Genomic DNA, 25,447 nt, shown 5'->3' with positions numbered 1-25,447 from the left:
CCTCCGGTCGATGAAACCCCGTCTTTACCTGATCGACGCCCACGCTTACCTTCATAGGGCCTATCACGCCTTGCCGCCCCTGACGAACTCCAAGGGCGAGCCGGTGGGGGCGCTGTACGGCTTCGCGCGGACCTTGATCCAGATCCTCAAGCGCGACAAGCCCGAGGGCATCGCCGTCTGCTTCGACACGCCGGGCGCCACCTTCCGCCACAAGGCCTACGAGCTGTACAAGGCCACGCGCAAGGAGATCGACGGGGACCTGATCACCCAGCTCGGCCAGGCCAAGCCGCTCACCGAGGCGCTGGGTTTTCACTGCATCGAGAAGGTCGGCTATGAGGCCGACGACATCATGGCGACCATGGCGGCCAAGGCCGTCGCCGAGGGTTGGGACGCGGTGCTGGTGACGGGAGATAAGGACGCGCTGCAGCTCGTGCGGCCGGGGATCAGGGTCTTCAACGTCTCGAGGGACGCCTGGATGGACGAGGCCCAGATCGAGGAGAAATTCGGCATCATGGCCAAGTCGGTGCGCGATTACCTGGCGATCGTCGGGGATTCGTCGGACAACGTGCCGGGGCTCAAGGGCGTGGGGCCCGTGGGAGCGGTGAAGCTGATCAAGACGTATGGAAGCCTGAAAGGCGCGATCGAGGCCGCGAAGAAAGGGGATAAGGCCCTCACGCCTAAATTGACGCAGGCGCTCATCGATGGGGAGAAAACGGCGGATCTGGCGCTGTCTTTGATCGCTTTGGATGAAAAAGTGCCGCTCGAGGCGAGCGTCGAAGACTGCAAGGTTAAAGATCCCGACCCCAAAACGTTGGCCGCCGGTCTCGAAAAATTCGAATTCCGAACCTTGGCCAAGGATCTTGGCGCTCCCCTGCCGCCACGCGCCGAAGGCATGCCGACCTCGCCTGCGCCGTCTGTTAAGGGGCCGATATCCGCGCCTGCCATTGCCGTTGAAAAAGTCGATTTGAAGTCGATCGCCAAGGATTTGGCCAAATCGAAGGCGGTTCTCGCCATCGCCATCCCCGACTCCGCCGGCGAAGGCGAGCTCCTGTCCGTGTCGCGCGTGCGCGCGGGCCTCGGCCTCGAGAACGGCAAGGTCGCCGTTCTGGACGAGCACCAGCTCAAGGAGAAAGCCGCGCTCGCTTCGCTCGCGGGTAATGCATTAAAAGTCGGCTGGGATCTCAAAGGGACGCGCCGTGCGCTGGACGTCGTTGGAGTCGACCTGAACGGCCCCGATTTCGACTATAAACTCGCCGCGTACTGCATCGACCCGACGTCCGCCCGCGATCCCAAGAACGGCGACCCCGAGGCCGCCGTGCTCGCGCGCGCCGCCCAATGCTCGGGCCGCGACGCCGTCGTCGCGAAGATGAAGGAGACGAAGGTCTACGATCTTTTTCAGAACGTCGAGATGCCCCTCTCTTCCATTCTCCTCGGCATGGAGCGCGCCGGCATCCTGACCGACGCGGACTATCTGCGCGGCCTCTCCAAGGAGTTCCTCCTCGCCCTGGCCGCGCTTCAAAAAGAGATCGACGCTCTCGCGGGCGCGCCCCTCAACGCCCAGTCGCCCAAGCAGCTGGGCGAAGTCCTGTTCGACAAGCTCAATCTCCCCGTCCTGCGCAAGACCGCCGGCGGCGGACGGTCGACGGACGAGGAGACCCTGCAGTCGCTCGCCGCCCAGCACGCCTTGCCCGGCAAGATCCTCGAGTACCGCGAGATCGCCAAGCTCGAGTCCACCTACGTCCGCGGCCTGCTCGAGCGCATGCGCATGCAGACGAGCCGCGTGCACACGACCTTCGACCAGACCGGCAGCGTGACCGGCCGCCTCTCGAGCCTCGACCCGAACCTCCAGAACATCCCGATCCGCACCGAGGCCGGCCGCCGCATCCGGCGCGCGTTCATCGCCCCGAAGGGCAAGGTCCTCGTCTCCGCCGACTACTCCCAGATCGACCTGCGCGTGCTCGCCCACGAGTCCCAGGACGCGACCCTCATGAAGTCCTTCGCCGAGGGCGAGGACATCCACCTGCGCACCGCCGCGGAGATCTTCCACCTCGATCCCAAGGCCGTGACGACCGACCAGCGCCGCGCCGCCAAGGCCATCAACTTCGGCATCGTCTACGGCCAGACCGCCTTCGGCCTCTCCAACCAGCTCGGCATCTCCCAGCAGGAAGCCTCGACCTACATCAAGAACTACCTCGTGCGCTACCCGGGCGTGTCCGCCTGGGTGGAGAAGAACCTGGCGCAGGCCAAGGCCGACGGCTGCGTGCGCACCTTGCTCGGCCGCGTGCGCTGGCTGCCGGAGCTGGCCGCGAAGAACGCCGCCGTGCGCCAGTTCACCGAGCGCGCCGCGCGCAACACGCCGATCCAGGGCGGCTCGGCCGACATCATCAAGCTGGCGATGATCGACATCGCCAAGGAGCTGGCGAAGGGCAAGAAGGACGCGGTCATGCTCCTGCAGGTGCACGACGAGCTCGTCTTCGAGTGCGCGAAGAGCGAGGCTCCCGCGTTCGGCGCCTGGGTCAAGAAGGTGATGGAGGCCGCGATCACGCTGCGCGTGCCCGTCGTCGCCGAGGTCAAGATCGGGCCGAACTGGCAGGACATGGAGAAAGCCAAGTGACGCGCATATTCCGCCACGATCCCGTCGATTTCCGCAGCCTGCCTCCGGCGATCCGGGCCCTGATGATCGCCAACGTCGTCGGCTTCGTCGCCGGCCTCGTGGTGCCCGACCTGCACAACCTGTTCGGCCTGGTGCCCCAGCAGGTCCTCTTCCACCGCTGGATCTGGCAGCCGCTCACCTACCTCTTCCTCCACGGCAACCTCTGGCACCTGGTCTTCAACCTGTTCGCGCTCTGGATGTTCGGCATGCCCGTCGAGGCCCAGTGGGGGGAGCGGGACTTCCTCAAGTATTACTTCCTGTGCGGGCTCGGGGCGGCCGCCGCGCACCTCGCGATGTCCCCGCATTCCGGCATCCCGGTCATCGGCGCCTCGGGCTCCGTGTACGGCCTGCTCGTGGCCTTCGCGATGCTGTACCCGGACGCGGTCGTCTACCTCTACTTCCTGATCCCGATCAAGGCCGCGCACATGGCGCTCCTGTTCGGCGCCATCGAGTTCTTCGCCGGCGCCACCGGCTCCACCCCCGGCGTCGCGCGCTTCGCCCACCTCGGCGGCATGCTCACCGGCTACCTCTACATCCGCTGGTGGTGGGTCGCCAAGATCCAGCTCAAGGCCCTCTGGCGCCGCGCGCGGAGCGCCGAGCCCGAGGACGACCCCGCCCCGCGCCCCGTCCCGCGCCGCGCGGCCAAGCCGAAGGCCGCCTCGCCGGACGCGGACATGGCCGAGGTGGATCGCATCCTCGACAAGATCTTGTCCGACGGGCTGGAGTCGCTCACCGACGAGGAACGCGGGATCATGCATCGCTATTCGGAGCGGAACAAGCTCTCTTGAAGCCGAAGCGCTTCGTCGTGGGGCTCACCGGCGGCATCGGGACGGGAAAATCGTCCGCGTTGAAGGCGTTCGAGCGGCTCGGGGCCGCGACGGTGTGTCTCGATCAGATAGCGAAGGAGCAGGCCAAGCCGGGACGGGAAGGCTACAGGGCCATCGTGAAGGCGTTCGGGCCGTGCATCCTGAACGACGACAAGTCGATCAACCGCGCGCTCCTGGGGCGCGTGATCTTCAGCGACAAGCGCGCGAAAGCGGGCCTGGAACGAGCGACTCATCCGTCGATCTTGAAAGAAATGAGACGGCTCATCGGTAAGTTGGAAGGACTCGTCGTCGTGGATGCTCCGCTCCTCTTTGAAAAGAACCTTCAGAAGGACTTCGACGCGACGATGCTCATCTCGTGCAAGCCTCAAAAACAGCTCCAGCGGATCATCAAGCGGGATGGCTTGAGCTCGAAGGAAGCACGGCTGCGAATCAAAGCCCAATCACCCTTGGATCAGAAACGGAAATTGGCCGATGTCACGATACGTAACGACAAAAACATCGAGGATTTGAACACAGAAATCAATTCTTACCACGAAGGCTTGACGCTCCTTCTTGGAGGACTCCCCCATGGAAACCACGACTAAACCTATGACCGAAACTCCCAAGATCCCGGCGCCGGTCCCGACCGCGGCGGCGGCCGCCGCGCTCAAGCCGCTGGAGACGGCCGAGATGGCCAAGAAGACCATGGCCGAGCTCAACGCGATCGCCAGGGAGCTCAAGCTCGAGGGCCTCAGCGGCCTGAAGAAGCAGGAGCTGATCGCGAAGATCGTCGAGGGCCAGCTCAAGGCCAACGGCATGATCTACGACGAGGGCGTCCTCGAGATCCTGCCCGACGGGTTCGGCTTCCTGCGCTCGCCCGACTACTCCTATCTCCCCGGCCCGGACGACATCTACATGTCGCCGTCCCAGATCAAGAAGTTCGGCCTCCGGCGCTGCGACACCGTCGCCGGCTTCGTGCGCCCGCCCAAGGACGGCGAGCGCTTCTTCGCCTTGCTGCAGGTCAAGAAGATCAACGGCATCGACGCCGAGACGATCAAGGACCGCCCGCTGTTCGACAACCTCACGCCGCTGCACCCGAACGCGAAGTACACGCTCGAGACGACGCGCGAGGAGGTCATCGGACGCCTGCTCGACCTGATCTGCCCGATCGGCAAGGGCCAGCGCGGCCTCATCGTCGCCCCGCCCAAGACCGGCAAGACCATCATCCTGGGCAAGATCGCCAACGCGATCGCCAAGAACCATCCCGGGACGGTCATCCTCGTCCTGCTCATCGACGAGCGGCCCGAGGAGGTCACCGAGTGCAAGCGCACGATCAAGGGCGAGGTCATCGCCTCCACCTTCGACGAGCCCGCCGAGCGCCACGTCCAGGTCTCCGAGATGGTCCTCGAGAAGGCCAAGCGCATGGTCGAGCTGGGCAAGGACGTCGTCATCCTGCTCGACTCGATCACGCGCCTGGCGCGCGCCTACAACACCTGCACGCCGTCCTCCGGGCGCGTGCTGTCCGGCGGCCTCGAGGCGACCTCGCTGCAGCGCCCGAAGCGCTTCCTGGGGGCGGCCCGCAACGTCGAGGAAGGCGGCTCCCTCACCATCTTGGCCACCGCGCTCATCGATACCGGCTCGCGCATGGACGAGGTCATCTTCGAGGAGTTCAAGGGCACCGGCAACTCCGAGGCCTACCTCGACCGCAAGCTCGCCGACCGCCGCATGTTCCCGGCCATCGAGATCAACCGCACCGGCACGCGCAAGGAAGAGCTGCTGATGACCGAGGACGAGCTCAACAAGATCTGGATCCTGCGCAAGGTCCTGGCGCCGCTGTCGTCCGTCGAGGCCATGGACCTCCTCCGCGAGAAGATCCTGGGCACCAAGTCGAACAAAGAATTCCTAAAATCAATGGAACTCTCCAACATGGTCGGTTGATGATCAAAGCCGTCATTTCGCTGGCGCTCCTCGTCCTTCCGGTCCGGTCCGCGGTCATCGCGTCCGGGGATCCGGGCGCCGCCGCGTTCCAGCGCTTCTCCGTCCTCACGCCGCCCGGCCCCGACGAGCCCCGCCCCGAGATCCTGGCGAAGTCCCGGCGCCTGCTCCACGCCGAGCACCGCGTGAGGAAGGGCGAGGGCTGGATCGGCAACCTGGCGAAGAACTACGGCTCGAACCTGGCGGCCTTCCAGGCCACCAACAACAACGAGTTCGTGCTGATGTACCCCGGCATGCGCATGACCGTCTTCAACGGCGACGGCCTGCTCTACGAGGTGCGCCGCTCCTCGGAGACGCTCGACACCATCGTCGCGCGGTTCAAGTCCGGGACCGCGGAGCGCCGGAAGTTCAAGGAAGACGTCATCAAGGCGAACAACTTCCCCGGCATCGCCCTGCTCGAGCCCATGGAGTTCGAGCGCGGCGAGCGCGTCCTCCTCCCCGGCATCCGCGTCAACTTCGACACCTACCGCTTCCCGTTCGAGTCCCAGGCCCCGCCGCGCATCTCCTCCCGCTTCGGCTCGCGCTACCATCCGGTGCTCAAGCGCCGCCGCAACCACGACGGCCTCGACATCCCCAAGCCCTACGGCACGCCCATCTACCCCGCCCGCTCCGGCCGCGTCATCGAGGCCACCTGGAACGACGGCTACGGCCAGGTCGTCGTCATCAAGCACAACAACGGCGAGTCCACGCGCTACGGCCACATGTCGAAGACGATGGTGAAAGTCGGCGATATGGTCCAGCGCGGCAAGACGATGATCGGCCGCGTCGGCTCGACCGGCATCTCCACCGGCCCGCACCTCCACTTCGAGGTGCGCGACCGCAACGGCAAGGCCGTCAACCCCACCTCGAAGATCGGCAAGCGATGAGGCTCTCCGTCCGCGAGTGGGGCGATCCGAACGGCCCCGCGGTCGTCCTGCTCCACGCCTTCCCCATGTCCGGCGCGATGTGGGAGCCCCAGATCTCCGCGCTCAAGCGCTTCCGCGTCCTGATCCCGGACCTGCGCGGCTTCGGGGGGACCCCGCTCGCCGCACCCTGGCTGATCGAGCACGCCGCCGCCGACGTCCTGGAGTCGTTCGACGGCAAGGCCGTGTTCGTGGGCCTCTCCATGGGCGGTTATGTCGCCCTGCAGATCGCCGCCGCGGCGCCGGAGCGCGTCGCCGGCCTGGTCCTGTGCGACACCCGCGCCGAGCCCGACGCCAACGAGAACAAGGCCAAGCGCGCCGCCGCCATCGACTTCGTGCGCAAGAACGGGGTGGAGCCCTTCCTCGGCCCGTTCCTCAAGGACGCGATCGCGAACCTCCAGGCGTCGTCTTTCCTGCACGGCGTGGCCGCCAAATCCTCGCCCGAGGCGGTGATGGCCGCCCTGGCCGCCCTCGCCGCCCGCCCGGACGCCGTCCCCGGCCTGTCCAAGATCACCGCCCCGACCGCGGTGCTCGTCGGCTCCCAGGACAAGATCACGCCCCTGCCGCTCTCGGAAGCCATGCGCTCCCGCATCCCCGGCGCGGAGCTGCACCTCATCCCCGACGCCGGCCACTTCACCAGCGCCGAAAACCCCGCCGCCTTCAACGAGCGCCTGCTCTCCTTCCTGAACCGCCTCTAAGGGAACAATTCGGCCCCCTCGATCGTATGAGAGGATGGATAACCGTTCCCTTGAAATGTATATACAGTTGTATTACAATGAATCGAAGATCGCCTGGTCCGAGGAGAAAAACCTCGAGCTGATCCGACTACGCGACGCATCGTTCCCGGAGCTGTTGCGGGCTCCGACGCTCGAACTTCGCGACAATGCCGCGAGGCCCCATCAGCGACTCGCTCGTCTGGTTTCGAGAGTACGTTTGGGTTCTCCCTTTCGTTCATGGGGAAAACGTGATCTTCTTCAAGACGGCATATCCGAACAGGCTCTATACGAGGGAGTGGAGACGCAGGAGGACGTCATGAAGCCGGTCAAATTATCGAAATACGAACGGCAGCTCGAGCGCGAGATCGAGCGTGGTGAATGGAAGCCCGTCTCCAGGGAGGAATTCGATTCCTTCGTCGCCCTGTTGAAGCGCGCGCGCAAGGACGTCGCCATCAGCCTGCGTCTCAACAGCAACGACCTGGCTCGCATCAAGGATAAGGCGAAAGCCCAAGGCGTGCCGTATCAGCGGCTGATATCGGAACTGATCCACCACTACGCCATGCAATAGCGTGGGAACAATTCGGCACTCTCGATCGTATGGAGGGATGAGCTCCATTTTCGAAGCCATAATTAAGTATGGCGATATATACATACCGCTGGCATGCTGTCCATGCGCGGTCCGTTCGCTTCACGTATCGCGGCGACCGCATCCGGATCATCGGCGCCGGATATTGGCGGAAGTGGAGGACCCTTTATGAGAAAGCGAATCGTTTACACGGATGAGCCTTCCGGGAAGCTGCGCGTCATCAAGGATTTCCTTCCTCCCCCCGAGGTCCTCGCGCACAGCCCGGTGCGGATCAAGGTCACCATCGCCCTGAGCAAATCCAGCGTGGACTACTTCAAGAAGGTGGCGCAGAAGTACCACACGCCCTACCAGACCATCATGCGCCGCCTCATCGACGCCTACGCCGCGGGGCACCTGGGCCCTTGACAAAGCGTACGATTTCCGGTACGCTTCTAAGGGAGACCAAAAATGACCACTCTAACCGCCAGCACTGCCAGAGCCAAGCTCTACAAGCTCCTCGACCAAACGGCTGCCTCGCATGAGCCTGTTCAAATCACGGGGAAGCGCTCGAGCGCTGTTCTCGTCTCCGAAGAGGATTGGCGCTCGATCCAGGAAACCCTCCACTTGCTTTCCATCCCTGGGATGCGTGAGTCCATCCGCGCCGGCCTCAAGGCGCCCGTCAGCAAGCTGTCCAAAAAGCTCGCTTGGTGAGTTGGCAACTCGTCTTCACCAAGCAGGCACAAAAGGACGCGAAGAAGCTGTCTTCCGCGGGACTAAGACCGAAGGCGGAAGCACTGCTTGAAGTCCTGCGGAAGAACCCGTTCCAGAACCCGCCCCCATATGAAAAACTGGTTGGGGATCTTGCGGGCGCTTACTCCCGACGGATCAATATCCAGCACCGATTGGTCTATCAGGTTTTAACGGAAGAAAAAACGGTTAAAGTCATCCGGCTTTGGACCCACTACGAATGATGTCGTCTGCGCATAACCAGATTCGATTCTGCTGACCGCCGCCTCGGATGGGGATGGACTTTGGATAGCGGCGGCAGCAGATCGTCTGCGTTATGCCGACAATCGCGCGCGCCCGATGATTTATAATACGTGTATGAAAAAACTCGCCCCGTATTCCGAGCACGCCTACGCCGCGCTGCGCTTCATGTCGGGCTGGATGTTCGCCTTCCACGGCGCGCAGAAGCTGTTCGGCGTTTTGGCGCCCGCGCAGATGCCTCCGCTGACCATCGGCTCGCAGATGTGGTTCGGCGGGATCATCGAGTTCCTCGGCGGCCTGATGATAGCCGTCGGCTTCCAGACCCGCTGGGCGGCCTTTATCTCCAGCGGCACCATGGCCGTCGCCTATTCTCAATTCCACTGGAAATTTCAGTTCAATTCCGGGTTCTTCCCGGCCGTCAACCAGGGCGAACTGGCGGTCGTCTACTGCTTCGTGTTCCTCTTCATCGCCTGCCAGGGGCCTGGAAAATTCTCCGTCGGGCGCGATTAATTTGCTATACTGACGTTATTATGAAGAAGAACCTGCACCCCCTCTATCGCACCGTCGTGTTCCAGGACGTCTCGGCCAACAAGGGCTTCCTGACCCGCTCGGCCGTCATCGCCAAGGACACCGTCGTCTGGGAGGACGGCAAGACCTACCCGATGGTCAAGCTCGACATCTCCGCTCTCTCCCACCCGTTCTACACGGGCCAGCAGAAGGTCATGGACACCGCCGGCCGCATCGACCGCTTCAAGAAGCGCTTCGTCTCGTCCGAGGGCAAGACCGTGGATCGCAAGGTCGCGAAGACGCAGGCCAAGCGCCTCGTCCACGTGGGCCATACCGCGAAGCGCGAAAAGGTTCTCTCCACCGCCGTGAAGAAGGAAGACAAGGACGCGAAGAAGGCCGCTCCGAAGAAGGACAAGCCCGCGAAGAAGGACTAGCGGTCTCGCTCCGAAACGGGCCCCGGCCAGAAATGGCCGGGGCCTGCTTCTTTTGACGGCCCCCGCCTCACCCCTTAAACCATGGATCCCAAGATCGCCAAGCTGGACAACGACTACCGCGAGCTCGAAGGAAAGCTCGCGTCGGGAGCGCTGTCGGCCGCCGAGATGAAGGAGCTGGCCGTGCGCCACTCCCAGCTGGCGCCGATGATGGCCAAGGTGCGCGAGTTGCTGCGCGTCGAGGGCGAACTCGAGGGGCTCAAGGCGATGGAGGCCGACCCGGACATGAAGGCCATGGCCGACGAGGAGAGGCCGAAGCTCGAGGAGCGCTGGAACGCGCTGTCGAGCGACATCGCGGCGGATCTTCTCCCCAAGGATCCCAACGACTCGAAGAGCTGCTATCTCGAGATCCGCGCGGGCGCGGGCGGCGACGAGGCCGGGCTTTTCGCCGGCGAGCTGCTGCGCGCCTACATGCGCTTCTGCGAGACCAAGCGCTGGGGCGTGGAGACCCAGGAGCTCAGCACGAACGGCAAAGGCGTCAAAGGGGCCGTCATTTTCGTGTCCGGCAAGGACGTTTATTCCTGGCTGCGCTACGAGGGCGGCGTGCACCGCGTCCAGCGCGTGCCCGCCACCGAGGCCGCGGGGCGCATCCACACCTCCACCGTGACCGTCGCCGTGATGCCCGAGGTCGAGGAGTCGGCCGAGATCGTCATCCGCCCCGACGAGCTGAAGGTCGACACCTACCGCGCCGGCGGCGCCGGCGGCCAGAACGTCAACAAGGTCGAGACCGCGGTGCGCATCACCCATCTCCCTACCGGCTTCATCGTCGAGTGCCAGGAGGAGCGCTCGCAGGGCCGCAACCGCGAGAAGGCGATGAAGCGCCTGTACGCGATGCTCGCCGACGCCGAGCGCATCAAGGCCGCCGCGGCCAACGCCTCCCAGCGCAAGTCCCAGGTCGGGACCGGCGACCGCTCGGAGAAGATCCGCACCTACAACTTCCCGCAGTCGCGCGTGACCGACCACCGCCTCGAGCGCTCCTGGCACAACCTCGCCGGGATCATGGAAGGCGACATGGGCCAGGTCTTCGAGGCCCTGCGCGACGAGCAGCGCCGGCTCCTGATGGCTGAGTCGAAATGAGGACCGACATGAGCGCCGAGACCCGCGGTGCCGTTGCCGCGGCGTCGAAATGAAGGCCGACATGAGCACCGAGACCCGCGGCGCCGTTGCCGCGGCATCCAAGTGAACGTCGCCGAGGCCCTGAGGAAGGGCGAGACCTATCTCGTCGACCGCGGCGTCCCCGAGCCGAGGGCCAACGCCGAGTTCCTGATGGCCGAGATGCTCGGCGTCGGCCGCCTCACCGCGGTCGCCCAGGGCACGCGCGAGCTGACGGCCAAGGAAGGCCATCAGTTCCTCGACTGGCTCAAGTGGCGCGGCAAGCGCATCCCGATCGCCTACATACTGGGACATCAGCCCTTCCTCGGCATCAAGATCGAGGTCACGCGCGACTCGCTCGTGCCCCGTCCCGAGACCGAGGAGCTCGTCATCGAGTGCGAGCGCCTGGTCAAGGCGTCGGGCGCCGCCTCGCCGAAGATACTCGAGATCGGCACCGGCACGGGCTGCATCGCCATCGCGTTGGCCCAGCTCCTCCCGTCGGCGACCATCTTCGCGACCGACCTCTCGAAGCAGGCCCTCGACCTCGCCCTGAAAAACGCCATCGCCCATCACGTCGGCAACCGCATCCGGTTCGTCCGTGAAGACCTGTTTTCGGACAAGCAGGGACTGAGAGGCTGGGCCGACCTGATGGTCTCCAACCCTCCCTACATCCCGACCAAGGACCTCGACGGCCTCGAGCCCGAGGTCCTCAAGGAGCCGCGCATGGCGCTCGACGGCGGCAAGGACGGCCTCGACGCGATCCGCGCCATCACCGCGATGGCGCCGAAGATGCTCAAGCCGGGCGGAGTGCTGGCCATGGAGATCGGCGCCAAGCAGGGGCCGGCCGTGACCAAGCTGTTCGCCGCCGCGGGGCTCAAGAGCATCGTCATCAAGAAGGACGCCCAGGGCCTCGAGCGCTTCGCGATCGGCGCGCTGCCGAACTGACCTCCCCGCGTCCTCCGGCCCCCCGACGCGCATGCAATTGTGGAAATCCTCAGAGCATGCAGAAATGGTAAATTGGCTTTCCCATGGATAAGCTCGTCATCGAAGGCGGAATACCCCTCAACGGAACGATCAAGGTCAGCGGCGCCAAGAACGCGGCCCTCCCGATCCTGATCGCGACCCTTCTCACCGACGAGCCGTGCGTGATCGAGAACGTCCCCTCGACCCTGCGCGACCTGCGCACCACGTTCCGCCTGCTCGAGAGCCTCGGCAAGAAGGTCGTCGTCGAGGGCTCGACCGTGAAGGTCCTGTCCACCGGGTCATTGAAGACTCAGGCGCCCTATGAGATCGTCAAGCAGATGCGCGCCTCGGTGCTCGCCGCCGGCCCGCTGCTGGCCCGCTTCGGGCTGGTGCGCGTGCCGATCCCCGGCGGCTGCGCCATCGGCCTGCGGCCGATCGACATCCACCTGAAGGGCTTCGAGGCCATGGGCGCGCGCCGCATCGCCGACCAGGGCGACATCATCATGTCCGCGCCGAGGCTCGACGCGACGGCGATCAAGCTCCGCTTCCCGAGCGTCGGCGCCACGCAGAACCTGATGATGGCCGCCGCGGCCACCGAGGGGAAGACGGTGATCAAGAACGCGGCGCGCGAGCCGGAGATGGAGGACCTCGGGCGGTTCCTGCAAAGCCTCGGGGCCTTGGTCCACGGCGCCGGGACGGCGACGGTGACCGTCGTCGGAAAGACGAAACTGCACGGCGCGCGGCACCGCGTCATACCGGACCGCATCGAGGCCGGGACGTTCTTGCTCGCCTGCGCCGAGACGCGCGGGCGCGTGAAGCTTTTGGGCGCCGACGCGTCGCACCTGACCGCGGTCCTCTCGGCGCTCAAGAAGGCGGGGGCGAAGGTCAAGACCGGCAAGGCGTGGATCGAGATCTCGATGGACCGGCGGCCCAAGGCGGTGACCGTCGTGACCAAGCCTCATCCCGGCTTCCCGACGGACCTTCAAGCTCCGTGGATGAGCTTGATGACCCTCTGCAGCGGCTTCGCCAAAGTGACGGAGACGGTTTTCGAGAATAGATTCCTGCACGCCGCCGAGCTCGGCCGCATGGGCGCCCAGATCGCCGTGTCGGGGCGCACCGCCGTGGTCGCCGGCCAGGAGCGCCTGTCGGGCGCGCCGATCATGGCCTCCGACATCCGCGCAGGCGCGGCTTTGCTCGTCGCCGGGCTGGCGGCCAAGGGCAGGACCACCATCGCGCGCGTCTACCACATCGACCGCGGCTACGAGGCGGTGGAGCAGAAGCTCTCCGGAGCGGGCGCCCGCCTCGAGCGGCAGAAATGACCTTCGCCGCCGCCCTCGCGGTCCTCGAGGAGCGCCAGGAGACGAAGATCGTGCTGGGCCTGGACCGCGTGCGCGCGCACCTCGCCGCGCTCGGCGACCCGCATCTGACCGTGCCCGCGTTCCACGTCGCCGGGACGAACGGCAAGGGCTCGACCTGCGCGATGCTCGCCTCGGTCCTGACCGCCTCCGGCCGCCGCACCGGGCTCTTCATCTCGCCGCATCTGCTCGACGTCCGCGAGCGGATCACCGTCGACGGGCGGAAGATCTCCGAGGCCGGGTTCTCCCGCCTGCTGGCGCGCGCGCTGCGGGCCGACGGGAAGAAGCGCCTGACCTACTTCGAGCTGCTGACCTCGATCGCCTTCCAGCACTTCGCCGCGAAGCGATGCGACGTGATGGTGCTCGAGACCGGGCTCGGCGGGCGCCTCGACGCGACGAACGTCGTTCCCGCGCCGCTCGCCGCGGTCGTGACCTCGGTCGACTACGACCATCAGGCGTACCTGGGGGAGACCTTGGCCGCGATCGCGCGCCAGAAGACCGGCATCTTCAAGGCCGGCCGCCCCGCCGTGCGCCCGGACCTCCCGGTCCTGCGCCGCGCCGCGCTGCGCGGCACGCCGGTCGTCGTGCGCAAGCCGTGGAAGGCCGTTCGCGCCGACTGGAGGAAGGGCTCCCAGACTTTGCGCGCGCCGTCCGGCCGTTCCTACGAGCTGTCCCTTCTCGGCTCGCGTCAGGGCCATAACGCGGCTTTGGCCCGCGCCGCCGTCGAGGCCTCGGGCCTCGAGGTCTCCGAGTCTGCCTGGACCACGGGCCTTGCGAAGGTGGCGTGGCCGGGACGCTTCCAGGCGATCAGGCTCGGCAAGAAGACCCTCATCGTCGACGGCGGCCACAACCCCGAGGCCGCCCGCGCGTTGGCCGCGACCTGGAGGTCGTCGCCGCTCTCGAGGAAGCCGGCGCGCTGGATCATGGGCATCATGAAGGACAAGGACGCGCGCGGCGTCCTCTCGCCCTTGGCGCCGTTCATCAAGGAGGCCGTGCTCGTCCGGCCCCCGAGCCCGCGCGCGCTCGAGCCTCTCGACTTCGCCGGGCACGTCCGCCGCGCCGCGCCGAAGGCGCACGTGACCATCGAGCGCGATCCCGCGACCGCGATCGCCGCGTGGCGAAAAGACAAGAGGGCCCCTCAGGTCGCCGTCTGCGCGGGTTCCTTGTACCTCGCCGGCGCCGCCCTGAAGGCCGTGAAATACAAATGAAGAAATTTTCCGTCGGTATCGACGTCGGCGGCACCTACACGAAGATCGGTTTGGTGACTCCGTCGGGTTCTATCGTGGAGTCCCTCCAAATCCCCACCGAGCCATCCAAAGGCCCCGCCGATTTCAAACGCCGCGCAGCGGCGATCGTGAAAGCATGGACCTTTGGATCCGTCGGGTTAGGCTTGGCGGGGGGCGTGGATGCAAAGACCGGTTCTCTTCTCTTCGTTCCTAATTTGAAGGGCTGGACGGGTTATCCGTTCAAGAAGGAGTTCTCGAAGTCGTTAGGCGTTCCCGTGCACGTGGAGAACGACGCCAACGCCGCCGTCTGGGGCGGCTACAAAGTCGCTTTGAAGGGCGTCCCTCGCACCGTCATCGGCGTCACCCTCGGCACCGGCGTCGGCGGCGGCCTGATCATCGACGGCCGCCTCCACCGCGGCGCCACCGGCTCCGCCGGCGAGATCGGCCATCTCACCCTCGAGCTGGACGGGCCCCCGTGCCACTGCGGCCGCCGCGGCTGCCTCGAGGCCTACGCGGGGACCTACGGCATCCTGCGCTCGGCCAAGGCGCACATGCGCCGCGTCCCGTCCCCGCTGACGCCGAAGGCCGTCGCCGATGCCGCCCTCGCCGGGGACCGCGGCGCGCTCCGGGTCTGGGACGAGGTCGGCACCCGCCTCGGCCAGGGCCTCGCCGGCCTGATCCTCGTCCTCAACCCCGACGCCGTCCTCCTGCTCGGCGGCGTGGCGCGCGCGGGCCGCCTCGTGCTCGACCCGGTCCGCCGCGTGTTCGCCGCCCAGCCGTTCCGCGAGCCTTTCCGGAAGGTCGTCCTGTCGTCCCCGGCGGAGCGCGACTGGGGCGTGGTGGGCGCCGCGCTCCTGTCCCGGGAGAAGCGGGGGTGATCCGAGCGGCCCTGCTGTTCCTGCTCCTCGGCGGCGCCGCGCGCGCCGAGGAATACGCCCTCCCCGAGCCGCCTCCCGGCCCGCGCCTGGACTACGCCGCCGACGAGGTCGAGTTCGACGCCGACCGCCAGCAGCTCCACCTCCAGGGCCACGTGGTGCTCAACGAGTCCACCTGGACCGTGAAGGGCCAGGAGCTGTGGATCGACACCGAGCGCCGCCGCGGCCGCTCCGAGGGCCCGCTCCTCGTCGAGGACGGCATCTCCGCCGTGTACGGCGAGTCCGGCGAGTTCGACTTCGCCAGGCACACGGGCCGCCTCCAGCGGACGAGCGCGGGCCACGCCGACTGGCGCATCCGCGCCAAGGAGGCGAAGGTCGGCGAGAACCGGCGCCTCGACTACCTGGGCGGAGAGTTCACGAGCTGCGGCAATAAGCCGCCGCACTACCACTTCCGCGCCTCGACCATCACGGTCAAGCCGAAGAAGCACATGATCGCGCGCAACGTCCTGTTCTACCTGGGCGAGGTCCCGGTCTTCTATCTCCCGTTCTTGTACAAGTCCCTGTCCCAGAGGCACTACCTGCGCTGGAAGAGCCAGCCCGGCTACGACCAGCGCAACGGGCCGTTCCTCAAGAACACCCTGACGACCGACCACGGCGACACGATGTACAGCAAGCTCTACGCCGACTACTACCTGAAGCAGGGAGGCGGCTTCGGCGGCGAGCTGCATCGCCGGGAAGGCGAGGACTCCCGCGGCGCGCTGTTCGGCTACACGATCAAGGAGACCTCGACCGGCGACCGCCGCTGGGCGGTGCTCGGCCAGCAGTACCAGGCGCTGTTCTCCTCGACCTCCTTCCAGGGGCGGCTGCAGGTGCAGTCCGACTCGGACTTCAACAACAACTACTCCCGCGGCAACTCCTTCCGCGTCACCTCCGAGCTCGTCAACGGCGGCGCTTTCACCCATCGCTTCGCGCAGGCCACCGCGCGCCTCTCGTACTCGCGCGTCGACACCGCCGACGAGAGCCGCGTCCGCTTCCTGAAGACCAGCGAGAGCTACCCTCGCCTCGACGTCATCAGCCAGCCCCTGCGCTTCGGCCGCCTGCCCTGGCTGAACACCCTGAACGGCTTCGCCGACAACACCTTCGCCCGGGGCCGGTCCTACATCGAGAAGACGGTCGGCGCCGGCTGGGAGGGGACGCGGACCTTCGCGCTCATGCGCGGCGTGAGCCTCACGCCGAAGCTCGGCTACCAGGAGACCTACTACAACCGCTTCGAGCAGGCGGCCGTCTCGGGCTCGACGGTCGCCGCGTTCGACGCCGTGATCGGCCGCCCGTCGGCGTCCGGCACTCTGCGCTTCGACACGCCGGTCGGCGGCGTCGACCTGACGCAGTCGTACCGCGAGCGGCTCCGCGCGGGGGAGTTCCGCCAGGACCGCGGCGCCGTCGACAAGGGCGTCGAGGAGAACCTGCTCACGCTCACCGACGTGTTCATCCCGGCGCCGCGCATGTACGCGCGGCTTTCCTCCGGCTACGACTTCCGCACCTTCCGGGACCGGACCATCGGCTTTCGCCGGCGCGTCCAGCCCATCACCGCCGACGCGAGCTGGGCGCCGACCTCGCGCCTGAACCTCACCGTGCGCGACACCTACGCGCTCGACGACGGCAACCAGGCGGCGATCGTGGACGCCCGCTGGGGCGACGACGAGGGAGCGGCGATCGGCGGCGGCTTCTCCTGGAACGCGCTCGATTCGCGCAAGTACGTCGGCAGCCTCGATTTCGCGATCGCGCCGTCGAGCCCGACCTGGCGCCTGGCGTTCGGCATCCGCGGCCAGGCCGAGAGCTCCCGCGGCGTCGGCGGCCTGCACGGCTGGCGCGTCTTCGAGAAGGAGTTCTCTTGGACGAAGCGCTGGCACGACTTCTACACCAAGGTCGCCGGCCGCTTCCGCCCCGGCGGCGTCGGCGAGGCGTCGGTCCGCGTCGACTTCAAGTTCGGCACCTTCGACCCCAAGCAGGCCCCGCGCCGCGACTGGGAGACCGAGCTCTTCCCCGAGCGCGCCGTCCAGGACGACCTCCGCCCCTAGAACGGAGGAGCTCCCCGTCCGAGCACGGGGAGCTCCGTGAAACGCGCCAAGTCCGAACGTCGGGCTCTTTCTATAGCGTGTCCTCCTGTTTCCGTCGTGATCAGGGTAGCAGGCGGACGCGGATCGGACAACCAAACATCCGCCAAACTTCGAAATGCTAATATGGCGTTCACCATGTCCAAACCACTCTGGCTCGTCACCGGCGGCGCCGGCTTCATCGGCTCCCACCTCGTCGCGGAGCTCGCGCGCCGCGGGGAGCGCGTCCGCGTCATCGACAACCTCTCCACCGGCTCCTTGGACAAGCTCGCCGCGGTCCGCTCGAGGATCGACTTCCTGAAGGGCGACATCACGCGCCCGGCGGACTGCGCGAAGGCCTGCAAGGGCGCGACCTACGTCCTGCACGAGGCCGCGATCCGCTCGGTGCCGAAGTCCATGGACCGGCCGCAGCCGTCGAACGAGGCGAACGTCACCGGCACGCTGAACATGCTCGTCGCCGCGCGCGACGCGAAGGTCAAGCGCTTCGTGTACGCCTCGTCGAGCTCCGCCTACGGCGCCTGCAAGGTGTTCCCGCAGCGCGAGGACATGCGGCCCCAGCCGATGTCTCCCTACGCCGTCTCCAAGCTCGCCGGCGAGCACTACGCGATCGTGTTCGCCAAGTCCTTCGGCCTGGAGACCGTCTCCCTGCGCTACTTCAACGTGTTCGGCCCGCGCCAGGACCCCGAGTCGCTGTACTCGGCCGTGATCCCGAAGTTCATGGAGCAGGCCTACCTCGGCGTGCCCCTCGACGTGCACTGGGACGGCAGGCAGTCCCGAGACTTCACCTTCGTCGCCAACGTGGTGCGCGCCAACCTCCTCGCCGCGAAGGGGCCGAAGTCGACCTCCGGCGAGGTCTACAACGTGGCCAACTCCGAGACCTACAGCCTCCTCGACGTGGTCGAGGGCATCGAGGCGATCATCGGCCTCAAGCTGAAGCGGCGCCACCACCCGATGCGCGGCGGCGACGTCCGCCGCACCTGGGCCGACAACCGCAAGATCCGCAAGCAGCTCGGCTACGAGCCCCTGGTCGGCTTCGACGAGGGCCTGCGCGACACCTGGAACTACTTCGTGAACGAGTACTTCCCCAAGAAGCACGGTAAGAGGAAATGAAGGTCCTCGTCACCGGCGGCCTCGGCTTCATCGGCGCGAATTTCATTCGCTTTCTTAAGACACAACGCCCTGACTGGAAGATTGTAAATCTGGACAAGCAGACCTACGCCGGCAACCCCGAGAACCTGAAGGGCCTCGAGGTCGAGACGGTCAAAAAGGACATCTGCGACGCCAAGGCGGCGGACGCCGCCATGAAGGGCTGCGATCACGTCGTCCACTTCGCGGCGGAGACGCACGTCGACCGCTCGATCCTCGACGCGGGCGCGTTCCTGAAGACGAACGTCATCGGCACGCAGGTCCTGCTCGACGCGGCCCTGCGGCACAAGGTGAAGCGCTTCCTTCACGTCTCCACCGACGAGGTCTACGGCTCGATCCCCAAGGGATATTCGAAGGAGGGCGACCACCTGGAGCCGAACAGCCCGTACGCCGCCTCCAAGGCCGCCTCGGACCTGCTGGTCCGCTCCTATTTCGTGACCCACAAGGCGCCGGTGCTGACCACGCGCGCGTCGAACAACTACGGCCCGTACCAGTATCCGGAGAAGGCCCTGCCCCTCATGATCACCAACTTCATGGAGGACAAGCCCTTCCCGCAGTACGGCGACGGCAGGCAGGTGCGCGACTGGCTGCACGTCCGGGATCACGCGCGCGCGATCTTGACGGTCCTCGAGAAGGGAACGCTCGGCGAGGTGTACAACATCGGGGGCTCGTACACGTGCCAGAACCGGGAGCTCATCGAGAAGGTCCTGCGGCTCATGAAGAAGCCGAGCGGGTTGGTGACGCGCGTCGAGGACCGGAAAGGCCACGACCGGCGCTACGCCCTCGACTGCTCCAAGCTCAAGCGCCTCGGCTTCAAGCACGAGTACGATTTCGAGCGCGGCCTGGCGCAGACCATCTCCTGGTACATGAACAACGAGGCCTGGTGGCGGCCGCTGAAGGTCGCCGGCGGCTACCGCGCCTACGTCCAGAAGGCCTACAAGAGATGAGCAGGAAGAAGAAGACCCTCGTCAACGGCCACCGCCCCGCGGCCCCGATGTCCTGGAGCCACGGCGGCTGGATGGAGATCGTCGTCGGCTCGATGTTCTCCGGCAAGACCCAGGAGCTGATCCGGCGCCTGCGCCTGGCCCAGATCGCGCGCCAGAAGGTCCAGGTGTTCAACTCCGCCCTCGACGTGCGCTACGCGAAGGACCACATCGTCTCCCACGACCTGGTCAAGACGCCCTCGATCGCGGTGGCCAAGGCGAAGGACATCCTGACCCGGATCGACCCGGAGACCCAGGTCGTCGGCATCGACGAGGTCCAGTTCTTCGACGCCGACATCATCGGGGTCTGCGAGAGGCTCGCCGGCGAGGGCCGGCGCGTCATCGTGGCCGGCCTCGACCAGGACTTCCGCGGCGAGCCCTTCGAGACGACCGCGCGCCTGATGGCCCTGTCCGAGTTCGTCACGAAGAACCTGGCCATCTGCATGCTGTGCGGCAACCCCGCCAACCGTTCCCAGCGCCTCTCCGGCGGCCGCAAGGTCGTCGAGGTCGGCGCCGCCGACAAATACGAAGCCCGCTGCCGCCGCTGTTTCAAACGCTAAGAGCGCTAAAAGAGGAGATCAACATGGCCGACCGCCCCTATAAGACCGACAATCCCGTCGTCGAGATCGCGAGCACCCTCGGCAAGATCGCCGTGGAGCTGTTCCCGAAGGAAGCGCCCGATACGGTCGCGAACTTCCTGAAGCTCGTGGAGAAGGGCTATTACGACGGCGTGCTGTTCCACCGCGTGATCCCCAAGTTCATGGTGCAGACCGGCGACCCGACGGGCACCGGCCGCGGCGGTCCCGGCTGGACCATCCTCGACGAGTTCCATCCCAAGCTCAAGCACAGCAAGGCGGGCGTCCTGTCCATGGCGAACGCGGGCCCCGACACCGGCGGCTCCCAGTTCTTCATCACCTTGGCCGCGACGCCGCACCTCGACAACCGCCACGCGATCTTCGGCCAGGTGATCGAGGGCCAGGACGTCGTCGTCAAGATCGGGGATTCCCCGCGCGACGGCTCCGACCGGCCGAAGACGCCCGTCAAGATGGAGAAGGTCAAGCTCGTCCAGCCGGCAAAGCCACGTTGATCTCGAGCCAGTAGCGCCCCAGCAGCCGGGCGATGTCGAGGAATTGCCCGAAGTCCACGGGCTTGCGCACGAAGCTGTTGGCGCCCAGCGCGTAGCAGCGGACCAGATCGGCGGTCTCGATCGAGGAAGTCAGTATGATGACCGGGACCGACTTCGTCCCGTGACCCGCGCGGATGCGTTCGAGGATCTCGTGGCCGCTGAGCTTGGGCAGATTCAGATCCAGCAGGATGAACGCCGGCGGTTCCTCCGCGTCGCGCAGGTAGTTCAGCGCCTCGGAGCCGTTCGTCGCGACGGCGAAGCGCGCGCGGACTCCGGCCGCCTTGAATGCCTCCAAGGTCAGGTGCGCGTCGTCCGGATTGTCCTCGATCAGCAGTATCGTCTTTTCGAGCATGGGATCCCTCAGGTTTCCGGCAGGATGAAATGGAACGCGGCGCCGAGGCCGACCGCGCCTTCCGCCCAGATCCGGCCCCCGTGGCGCTCGATGATGCGCGCGGCGGTGGCCAGGCCGACGCCCGTTCCGGCGAATTCGCCCTCGGTATGGAGGCGCGAGAAGGGCTTGAAGAGCTTGTCGGCGTAGGCCGGGTCGAAGCCCGCGCCGTTGTCGCGCACCGAGTAGACCGTGCGCCCGCCCTCCCGCCGGGCGCGCACTTCGACGCGGGGCGCGGCCGTTCGCGAGGTGAATTTCCACGCGTTGGACAGCAGATTCTCGAGCAGCAGGCGCAGCAGGCTCGGGTCGCCCAAGGCCGGCGCGCCCGCGTCGATGACGACGTCCACCCGCCTCTCGGGCTCGCGCGCCTGCAGCTGGCCCGCGATGTCGCGGGCGAGCGCGCCGAGGTCGACGGGGACCGGCCTCATCGCGGTGCGCGTGACGCGAGAGAGATCGAGCAGGTCGTCGATGATCTCCGACATGCGGCGGGCGGCCGCGGCGGTGCGCGCGAGGTGGTCTTTTCCTTCGGCATCGAGCCGGCCCGAGTAATTGGCGAGCAGCAGGCTGCTGAAGCCGTTGATCGCGCGCAGGGGCGCGCGCAGGTCGTGAGAGACGGAATAACAGAACGTCTCGAGCTCCTTGTTGAGGGCGAGAAGCTCGGCCGTGCGTTCCGCGACCCGCCGCTCCAGCTGGTCGGTGAGGCTGCGGAGCTCGTCCTGGGCTCGCTTGCGCTCGGTGACGTCGTCGACCATGGAGGCGACGGCGATCACCTTGTCCCCGGCGCCCACCAAGGGCGTGTTGTACCAGTCGCAGATGATGGTCCGTCCGTCCTTGGCGACGTTTTCGTTGGTGAATCGCGAGCCGCCGCGCCGCGCCAGCAGATCCTCCCAAACGGCCTTGACCTGAGTGGTCCACGTGCGCTCGCTCAAGATGAACGTGCCCTCTTTTCCACTCGCTTCCCCGGGCGGGTAGCCGAAGATCCTCTCGGCGGCCGGGTTCCATTCGAGGACGCGGAAGTCGGGGTCCCACACGATGACGCCGAGAGGCGTCGACTCGACCAGGAGGGCCAGCCGCTGCCGCGAATCGCGCAGGGCCGCGTCTCGCCGTTGGATCTGGGTGAGCATCTCGTTGAAGGCGGCGACGAGGACGCCGAGTTCGTCGCCTCCGCGCGCCGCCACGCGGGACGAATAGTCGCCCTGCTCGGCGATCGCCTCGGCCGCGCGCGTCAGGTCGAGGATCGGCTCCGATATCACGCGCTGCAGCCGGGCCGCGAGCGCCAGCGCGGTGAGCGAGGAGCCGAGGAGCAGCACGAGCGAGATGCTGAGGACGGCGGCCAGGCTGCGACGCATCTCGCCGAGGTCTCTCGTCAAGACCACCGTCCCGATGCGCCGGCCCGCCAGGTAGACTCCCGAGGCGGTCGTCTGGCGCTCCCATGAGAAAACGTGGCCGTCGCTCGCCGGCCGCGGAGGCGGACCCCCGCGCCCGTCCTCGCGGACGTAGGAGGCGAAAAGGCTCCCGTCGCTCGCGTAGAACTGGGCCGCGGCCGCGTACGGATCGGCCCGAAGAATGGCGAGCGTTTCCATCGCGTCCTTCTCGTCCGAGAAGGCCAGGGCGGGAGCGCCGCCGGCGCCGAGCATCGCCGCCCGCAGGTCCATGTCCCGTCCGGCGCGGGCGCGGAAGGCGGAGATCTCGTAGGCGATGAAGCCCGCGCAGGCCAGCGACAGGGCGAGCACGCTGGTGCCGGTGATGACCATCAGAAGCTTCGTTCCGAGCTTCAGGCCCGCGAAGCGCCGTCTCATGAGCGCCTCGGGCGGACGGCGCTGGCCAGGTTGAGGAGGCGTGCGCTCACCCTGAGGCCGGCGTCGTCCACCGCCTCCCGGCTGATCTCAAAGCGCATCCGGCCGCCCTCGACCCGGAGCTCGATGGCCCCGCCGCGCGTCGCGAATCCATCCATGTCCGCGACGGTCAAAGTCGCCGTTCGGCGCAGGCGGCTGAGGATCACCGGCACGCGCTCTTCCTGGGAAGCCGAGATGAAGAGGATGTGGCACGGCAGCAGGTCCGCGAAACGCGCGAAGCGCCGGATCTCGATGGGCCGGCCGTTGACGGTTTCGCCGGCGACGGTTTGGTCCAGGACGGCGCCGAAAGGGTCGGAGCCCAGCACGCCGATGACGATGGGCGACCGCGGAGACGGGAAGGACTCGGGCGGCCATTCGACGAACTTCGTGAAATTGTAAAGGAAGACCGCCTTCACCTCGGCCGCCGCGATCGGCGGGGCCGCGGCCGCGGCGGGCAGCGCCAGGATCACCGTCAGCAGAAGGCGCGGAGCCATCAGAACTCCAGCTCCAGGCCGCCGGCGACGCGGAGAGGGTCCTGCGGGACCGCGGGGAAGCCCACCGAGCCGGCGGTGAATGCGGCGTTGCGGTAGCGCAGGTCGAAGAGGTTGGTGACGCCGATGTACGAGGACAGGCGGAACGGCGTCGTGACGATATCCTTGTATCGGACGTGGACGTTGACGAGCGCGTAGGGGGCGGCGCTCTGCAGGCCGCCCTGGGGATCTTTTGTCGCGCTGTAGGTGCGGCTGCGATAGATCACGCGGGGGTACATGGTCAGCTTGCCGCGCCCCGCCTCGAGGCCCGCCTGAACCGAGTGTCTGGCGCTGTAGGCCAGGACGCCTCCGTCCACGCTGCCCGCTGAGCAGGTGTAGGCCGCGTTGGGCTTGAAGGACCAGGCGCCCGCGTGCGCCAGCGCGTCGATGCGTGCCGTCCCTCCGTAGGTCCGCGAGAAGCCGCGGTTGACGGAGTTCGCGATCGCGGCGACGGGCCAGCCCTTGAAGACGCCGGGTCCCGAGACGACGTCGTCCTGGATCAGGTGCGTGACCTCCGTGTAGTATCCGTTGAGATTTCCCCAGACCGCCTCGGTGAAGCGGTACGAAACGCCGGCGTCCCATTCCCTCAGCTTCTCGGGCCGCAGGCCGGGGTTGGGCAAGGTGAAGAAGAAGCTCTGCAGGCCGGTGATCTGGCCGAGGCCGTTGGTCGTCGGCGTGAAGGATCCGAAGTGGCCGTGCGTACGGAAAGGGGAGGGGGCCACGAAGGCCTCGCCGTAGTTGGCCTTGAGCGTGAGCCTCTCGACGGGCTCGAAGACGGCGCCGATGCGCGGATTGGCGGCGTCGCCGTAGCGCGTGTTGTGGTCGAAGCGCGCCCCGAGCGTGACGCTCGCGCGCTCCTGCTTGAGCCCCAGCTGGACGAAGGCGCCTATGTTCTGATATTGGAGATAATGGAAATCCACCGGGATTCCCAAGGGCTTCCCGTTGAGGTCTACGACGTCGGAGCCGGGATAGAGGAAACCCTGGGATGGCGCGCTTCGGCCGGTGTCGAAGGGGCGATCGAGGTCGGACGAATAGGCGAGGGACGAATGATCCTCGTAGCTGATCCCCGCGACCAGGGAAGATTCGGCCGCGAGCCGGTAGGCGACCTGCTCCCGGAACTCGAACGTCCGGTCGTAGGCGTACTTGTAGGCGTCCCGAAAATTCGAAAAGGAGTTGATGAAACGGCTCTTGGGGTCGATCTCGTAGGAGTGGAAGGCGGCGTGGGTGTCGAGCTTCCAACTTTCGTCGTCGGTGAGAAAGGAGTGCTTGGCGTAGAAGGTGTCGTAGACGGTCAGGAACCGGGCGTCCTTGTCATAAAGCGAGAACTCGGGCTTGACGCCCGTGGCCGATGAATGCGACTCGTCCATGCGCAGGTAGCCCGTCTCGAGGAGGCCCAGATTGAGACGGCCGTGGAAGAACAGGGAGCCGGTGCCTGCCTCGTAGGGGCGCGCGGGGATCGGCGGCGCCGCGGCGAAATCGCCGGGGTAGCGGCTCGGCAGGAACGGCTCGTCCGACGCGTAGCGGTGGGCGGCCGCGGAGAACTCCGCGCCGCGCAGGAACGAGATCCCCCCCGACGCCGAGACGTCCGACGTCCCGTAGGATCCGCCCCCGCCCGAGAGGCGGGCCCCTTCGAGCTCTCCGCCCTTCTTCGTGACGATGTTGATCGCGCCGCTGAAGGCATCGGGGCCGTAAAGCGCCGACATCGGGCCCACGACGATCTCCACGCGCTTGGCGCTGCGCAGGGAGAACTGCGTGCTCAGCGCGTAGATGTCCCCGGACGGGGGCGTGACGCGGACGCCGTCGTAGAGGATGAGCAGGCGCTCGTTGCCGAAGAGGCCGCGGACGCTGACGATGTTCCGGCGGGTCTCCGAGTCCTTGTGCTGGATCTCGAACTGAGGCACGTCCTCGAGCAGGTCGAGCAGCGTGGCGTAGCCGCGGGCGCGGATCGTCTCCTCCGTCACGACGTGCGCGCTCCATGGCGCGCCGGAGGGCCGCTCGGATAATCCCGAGGCGACCGTGATCGGGACGTCGAGAAGCTCCTCGAGACTGAGCCGCTTGAGGCTCTGGATCTCCTCGCCGGGGGCCGCCCGGGCGAGCGCCGCCAGCAGGAGCGCGGCGAGATCGAGGCGGCGGGGGGGCCGGGCTGGCTTCATGAGCAAGGTATAACTCAATCGTGAGCGTACCTGACATGA

The 25,447-nt window shown here is 66.8% G+C and carries 26 protein-coding genes; 22 read left to right on the top strand and 4 right to left on the bottom strand.

Translation table 11 applies throughout. From position 1 onward, the window contains the following. Positions 1-10 precede the first annotated feature (10 nt). The 22 genes from HYV14_07560 (at position 11) to HYV14_07455 (ending at position 20,463) form a co-directional block, all read left to right on the top strand. Positions 11-2,614, top strand: coding sequence for a DNA polymerase I (locus HYV14_07560; GenBank protein ID MBI2385854.1), 2,604 nt, complete (start codon positions 11-13; stop codon positions 2,612-2,614). Continuing rightward, entirely contained in the window at positions 2,611-3,441 is an 831-nt protein-coding gene (locus HYV14_07555; GenBank protein MBI2385853.1) for a rhomboid family intramembrane serine protease, read from the top strand. The genes HYV14_07560 and HYV14_07555 overlap by 4 nt, the downstream gene beginning before the upstream one ends. Then, positions 3,438-4,064, top strand: coding sequence for a dephospho-CoA kinase (locus tag HYV14_07550; GenBank protein ID MBI2385852.1), 627 nt, complete (start codon positions 3,438-3,440; stop codon positions 4,062-4,064). Before HYV14_07555 ends, HYV14_07550 begins: the two co-directional genes overlap by 4 nt. Positions 4,065-4,068: 4 nt before the next feature. Continuing rightward, complete coding sequence (gene rho / locus HYV14_07545) at positions 4,069-5,397, top strand: transcription termination factor Rho (protein MBI2385851.1); 1,329 nt, start codon at positions 4,069-4,071, stop codon at positions 5,395-5,397. Beyond that, the gene (locus HYV14_07540) at positions 5,397-6,320 is read left to right on the top strand and encodes a M23 family metallopeptidase (GenBank protein ID MBI2385850.1); all 924 of its coding nucleotides are present in this window, start codon (positions 5,397-5,399) and stop codon (positions 6,318-6,320) included. Before rho ends, HYV14_07540 begins: the two co-directional genes overlap by 1 nt. Continuing rightward, the gene (locus HYV14_07535) at positions 6,317-7,054 is read left to right on the top strand and encodes an alpha/beta fold hydrolase (protein MBI2385849.1); all 738 of its coding nucleotides are present in this window, start codon (positions 6,317-6,319) and stop codon (positions 7,052-7,054) included. The genes HYV14_07540 and HYV14_07535 overlap by 4 nt, the downstream gene beginning before the upstream one ends. Positions 7,055-7,088: 34 nt before the next feature. Next, positions 7,089-7,640, top strand: a complete 552-nt coding sequence (locus HYV14_07530) for a hypothetical protein (GenBank protein MBI2385848.1) — start codon at positions 7,089-7,091, stop codon at positions 7,638-7,640. Between the two features lie 186 nt (positions 7,641-7,826). After that, entirely contained in the window at positions 7,827-8,063 is a 237-nt protein-coding gene (locus tag HYV14_07525; GenBank protein MBI2385847.1) for a CopG family transcriptional regulator, read from the top strand. 42 nt (positions 8,064-8,105) lie between these two features. Further along, positions 8,106-8,348 (top strand): type II toxin-antitoxin system Phd/YefM family antitoxin, encoded by a 243-nt coding sequence (locus HYV14_07520; protein MBI2385846.1) that lies wholly within the window; start codon positions 8,106-8,108, stop codon positions 8,346-8,348. Continuing rightward, a complete protein-coding gene (locus tag HYV14_07515; protein ID MBI2385845.1) occupies positions 8,345-8,608 on the top strand; it encodes a Txe/YoeB family addiction module toxin in 264 nt (87 codons plus the stop codon). The genes HYV14_07520 and HYV14_07515 overlap by 4 nt, the downstream gene beginning before the upstream one ends. 133 nt (positions 8,609-8,741) lie before the next feature. After that, positions 8,742-9,134, top strand: a complete 393-nt coding sequence (locus HYV14_07510) for a DoxX family protein (GenBank protein MBI2385844.1) — start codon at positions 8,742-8,744, stop codon at positions 9,132-9,134. 20 nt (positions 9,135-9,154) lie between these two features. Next, positions 9,155-9,565 carry a type B 50S ribosomal protein L31 gene (locus HYV14_07505; GenBank protein ID MBI2385843.1) on the top strand — a complete coding sequence of 137 codons (411 nt, stop codon included), beginning with the start codon at positions 9,155-9,157 and terminating at the stop codon, positions 9,563-9,565. Between the two features lie 81 nt (positions 9,566-9,646). Further along, positions 9,647-10,699: a peptide chain release factor 1 gene (gene prfA / locus HYV14_07500; GenBank protein ID MBI2385842.1), complete on the top strand. Its 1,053-nt coding sequence runs from the start codon at positions 9,647-9,649 to the stop codon at positions 10,697-10,699. A 102-nt stretch (positions 10,700-10,801) separates the two neighbouring features. Further along, complete coding sequence (gene prmC / locus HYV14_07495; protein ID MBI2385841.1) at positions 10,802-11,659, top strand: peptide chain release factor N(5)-glutamine methyltransferase; 858 nt, start codon at positions 10,802-10,804, stop codon at positions 11,657-11,659. An 83-nt stretch (positions 11,660-11,742) separates the two neighbouring features. Continuing rightward, a complete protein-coding gene (gene murA / locus HYV14_07490) occupies positions 11,743-12,996 on the top strand; it encodes a UDP-N-acetylglucosamine 1-carboxyvinyltransferase (protein MBI2385840.1) in 1,254 nt (417 codons plus the stop codon). After that, a complete protein-coding gene (locus HYV14_07485; GenBank protein MBI2385839.1) occupies positions 12,993-14,240 on the top strand; it encodes a bifunctional folylpolyglutamate synthase/dihydrofolate synthase in 1,248 nt (415 codons plus the stop codon). The genes murA and HYV14_07485 overlap by 4 nt, the downstream gene beginning before the upstream one ends. Continuing rightward, entirely contained in the window at positions 14,237-15,136 is a 900-nt protein-coding gene (locus HYV14_07480; protein MBI2385838.1) for an ROK family protein, read from the top strand. The genes HYV14_07485 and HYV14_07480 overlap by 4 nt, the downstream gene beginning before the upstream one ends. After that, positions 15,133-17,211 carry an LPS-assembly protein LptD gene (locus HYV14_07475; GenBank protein MBI2385837.1) on the top strand — a complete coding sequence of 693 codons (2,079 nt, stop codon included), beginning with the start codon at positions 15,133-15,135 and terminating at the stop codon, positions 17,209-17,211. Before HYV14_07480 ends, HYV14_07475 begins: the two co-directional genes overlap by 4 nt. A 174-nt stretch (positions 17,212-17,385) precedes the next feature. Continuing rightward, positions 17,386-18,357, top strand: a complete 972-nt coding sequence (locus HYV14_07470; GenBank protein ID MBI2385836.1) for an SDR family oxidoreductase — start codon at positions 17,386-17,388, stop codon at positions 18,355-18,357. Further along, positions 18,354-19,340 (top strand): dTDP-glucose 4,6-dehydratase, encoded by a 987-nt coding sequence (rfbB, locus tag HYV14_07465; protein ID MBI2385835.1) that lies wholly within the window; start codon positions 18,354-18,356, stop codon positions 19,338-19,340. The genes HYV14_07470 and rfbB overlap by 4 nt, the downstream gene beginning before the upstream one ends. 47 nt (positions 19,341-19,387) lie before the next feature. Then, the gene (locus tag HYV14_07460; protein ID MBI2385834.1) at positions 19,388-19,936 is read left to right on the top strand and encodes a thymidine kinase; all 549 of its coding nucleotides are present in this window, start codon (positions 19,388-19,390) and stop codon (positions 19,934-19,936) included. A gap of 23 nt (positions 19,937-19,959) precedes the next feature. Further along, positions 19,960-20,463, top strand: a complete 504-nt coding sequence (locus tag HYV14_07455) for a peptidylprolyl isomerase (GenBank protein MBI2385833.1) — start codon at positions 19,960-19,962, stop codon at positions 20,461-20,463. Here the strand turns inward: HYV14_07455 and HYV14_07450 are convergent. From HYV14_07450 to HYV14_07435, 4 genes are read right to left on the bottom strand one after another with little or no spacing between them, the layout of a single operon-like run. Next, positions 20,432-20,854 (bottom strand): response regulator, encoded by a 423-nt coding sequence (locus HYV14_07450; GenBank protein ID MBI2385832.1) that lies wholly within the window; start codon positions 20,852-20,854, stop codon positions 20,432-20,434. The genes HYV14_07455 and HYV14_07450 overlap by 32 nt on opposite strands. A gap of 8 nt (positions 20,855-20,862) precedes the next feature. Further along, positions 20,863-22,689, bottom strand: a complete 1,827-nt coding sequence (locus tag HYV14_07445; GenBank protein ID MBI2385831.1) for a PAS domain S-box protein — start codon at positions 22,687-22,689, stop codon at positions 20,863-20,865. After that, positions 22,686-23,219 carry a YfiR family protein gene (locus HYV14_07440; GenBank protein MBI2385830.1) on the bottom strand — a complete coding sequence of 178 codons (534 nt, stop codon included), beginning with the start codon at positions 23,217-23,219 and terminating at the stop codon, positions 22,686-22,688. The genes HYV14_07445 and HYV14_07440 overlap by 4 nt, the downstream gene beginning before the upstream one ends. Further along, a complete protein-coding gene (locus tag HYV14_07435) occupies positions 23,219-25,408 on the bottom strand; it encodes a TonB-dependent receptor (GenBank protein ID MBI2385829.1) in 2,190 nt (729 codons plus the stop codon). Before HYV14_07435 ends, HYV14_07440 begins: the two co-directional genes overlap by 1 nt. Positions 25,409-25,447 lie beyond the last annotated feature (39 nt).

This window comes from Elusimicrobiota bacterium, assembly GCA_016182905.1.
GTDB lineage: Bacteria > Elusimicrobiota > Elusimicrobia > UBA1565 > UBA9628 > GWA2-66-18.
This window is presented reverse-complemented; position numbering and strand designations above follow the sequence as displayed.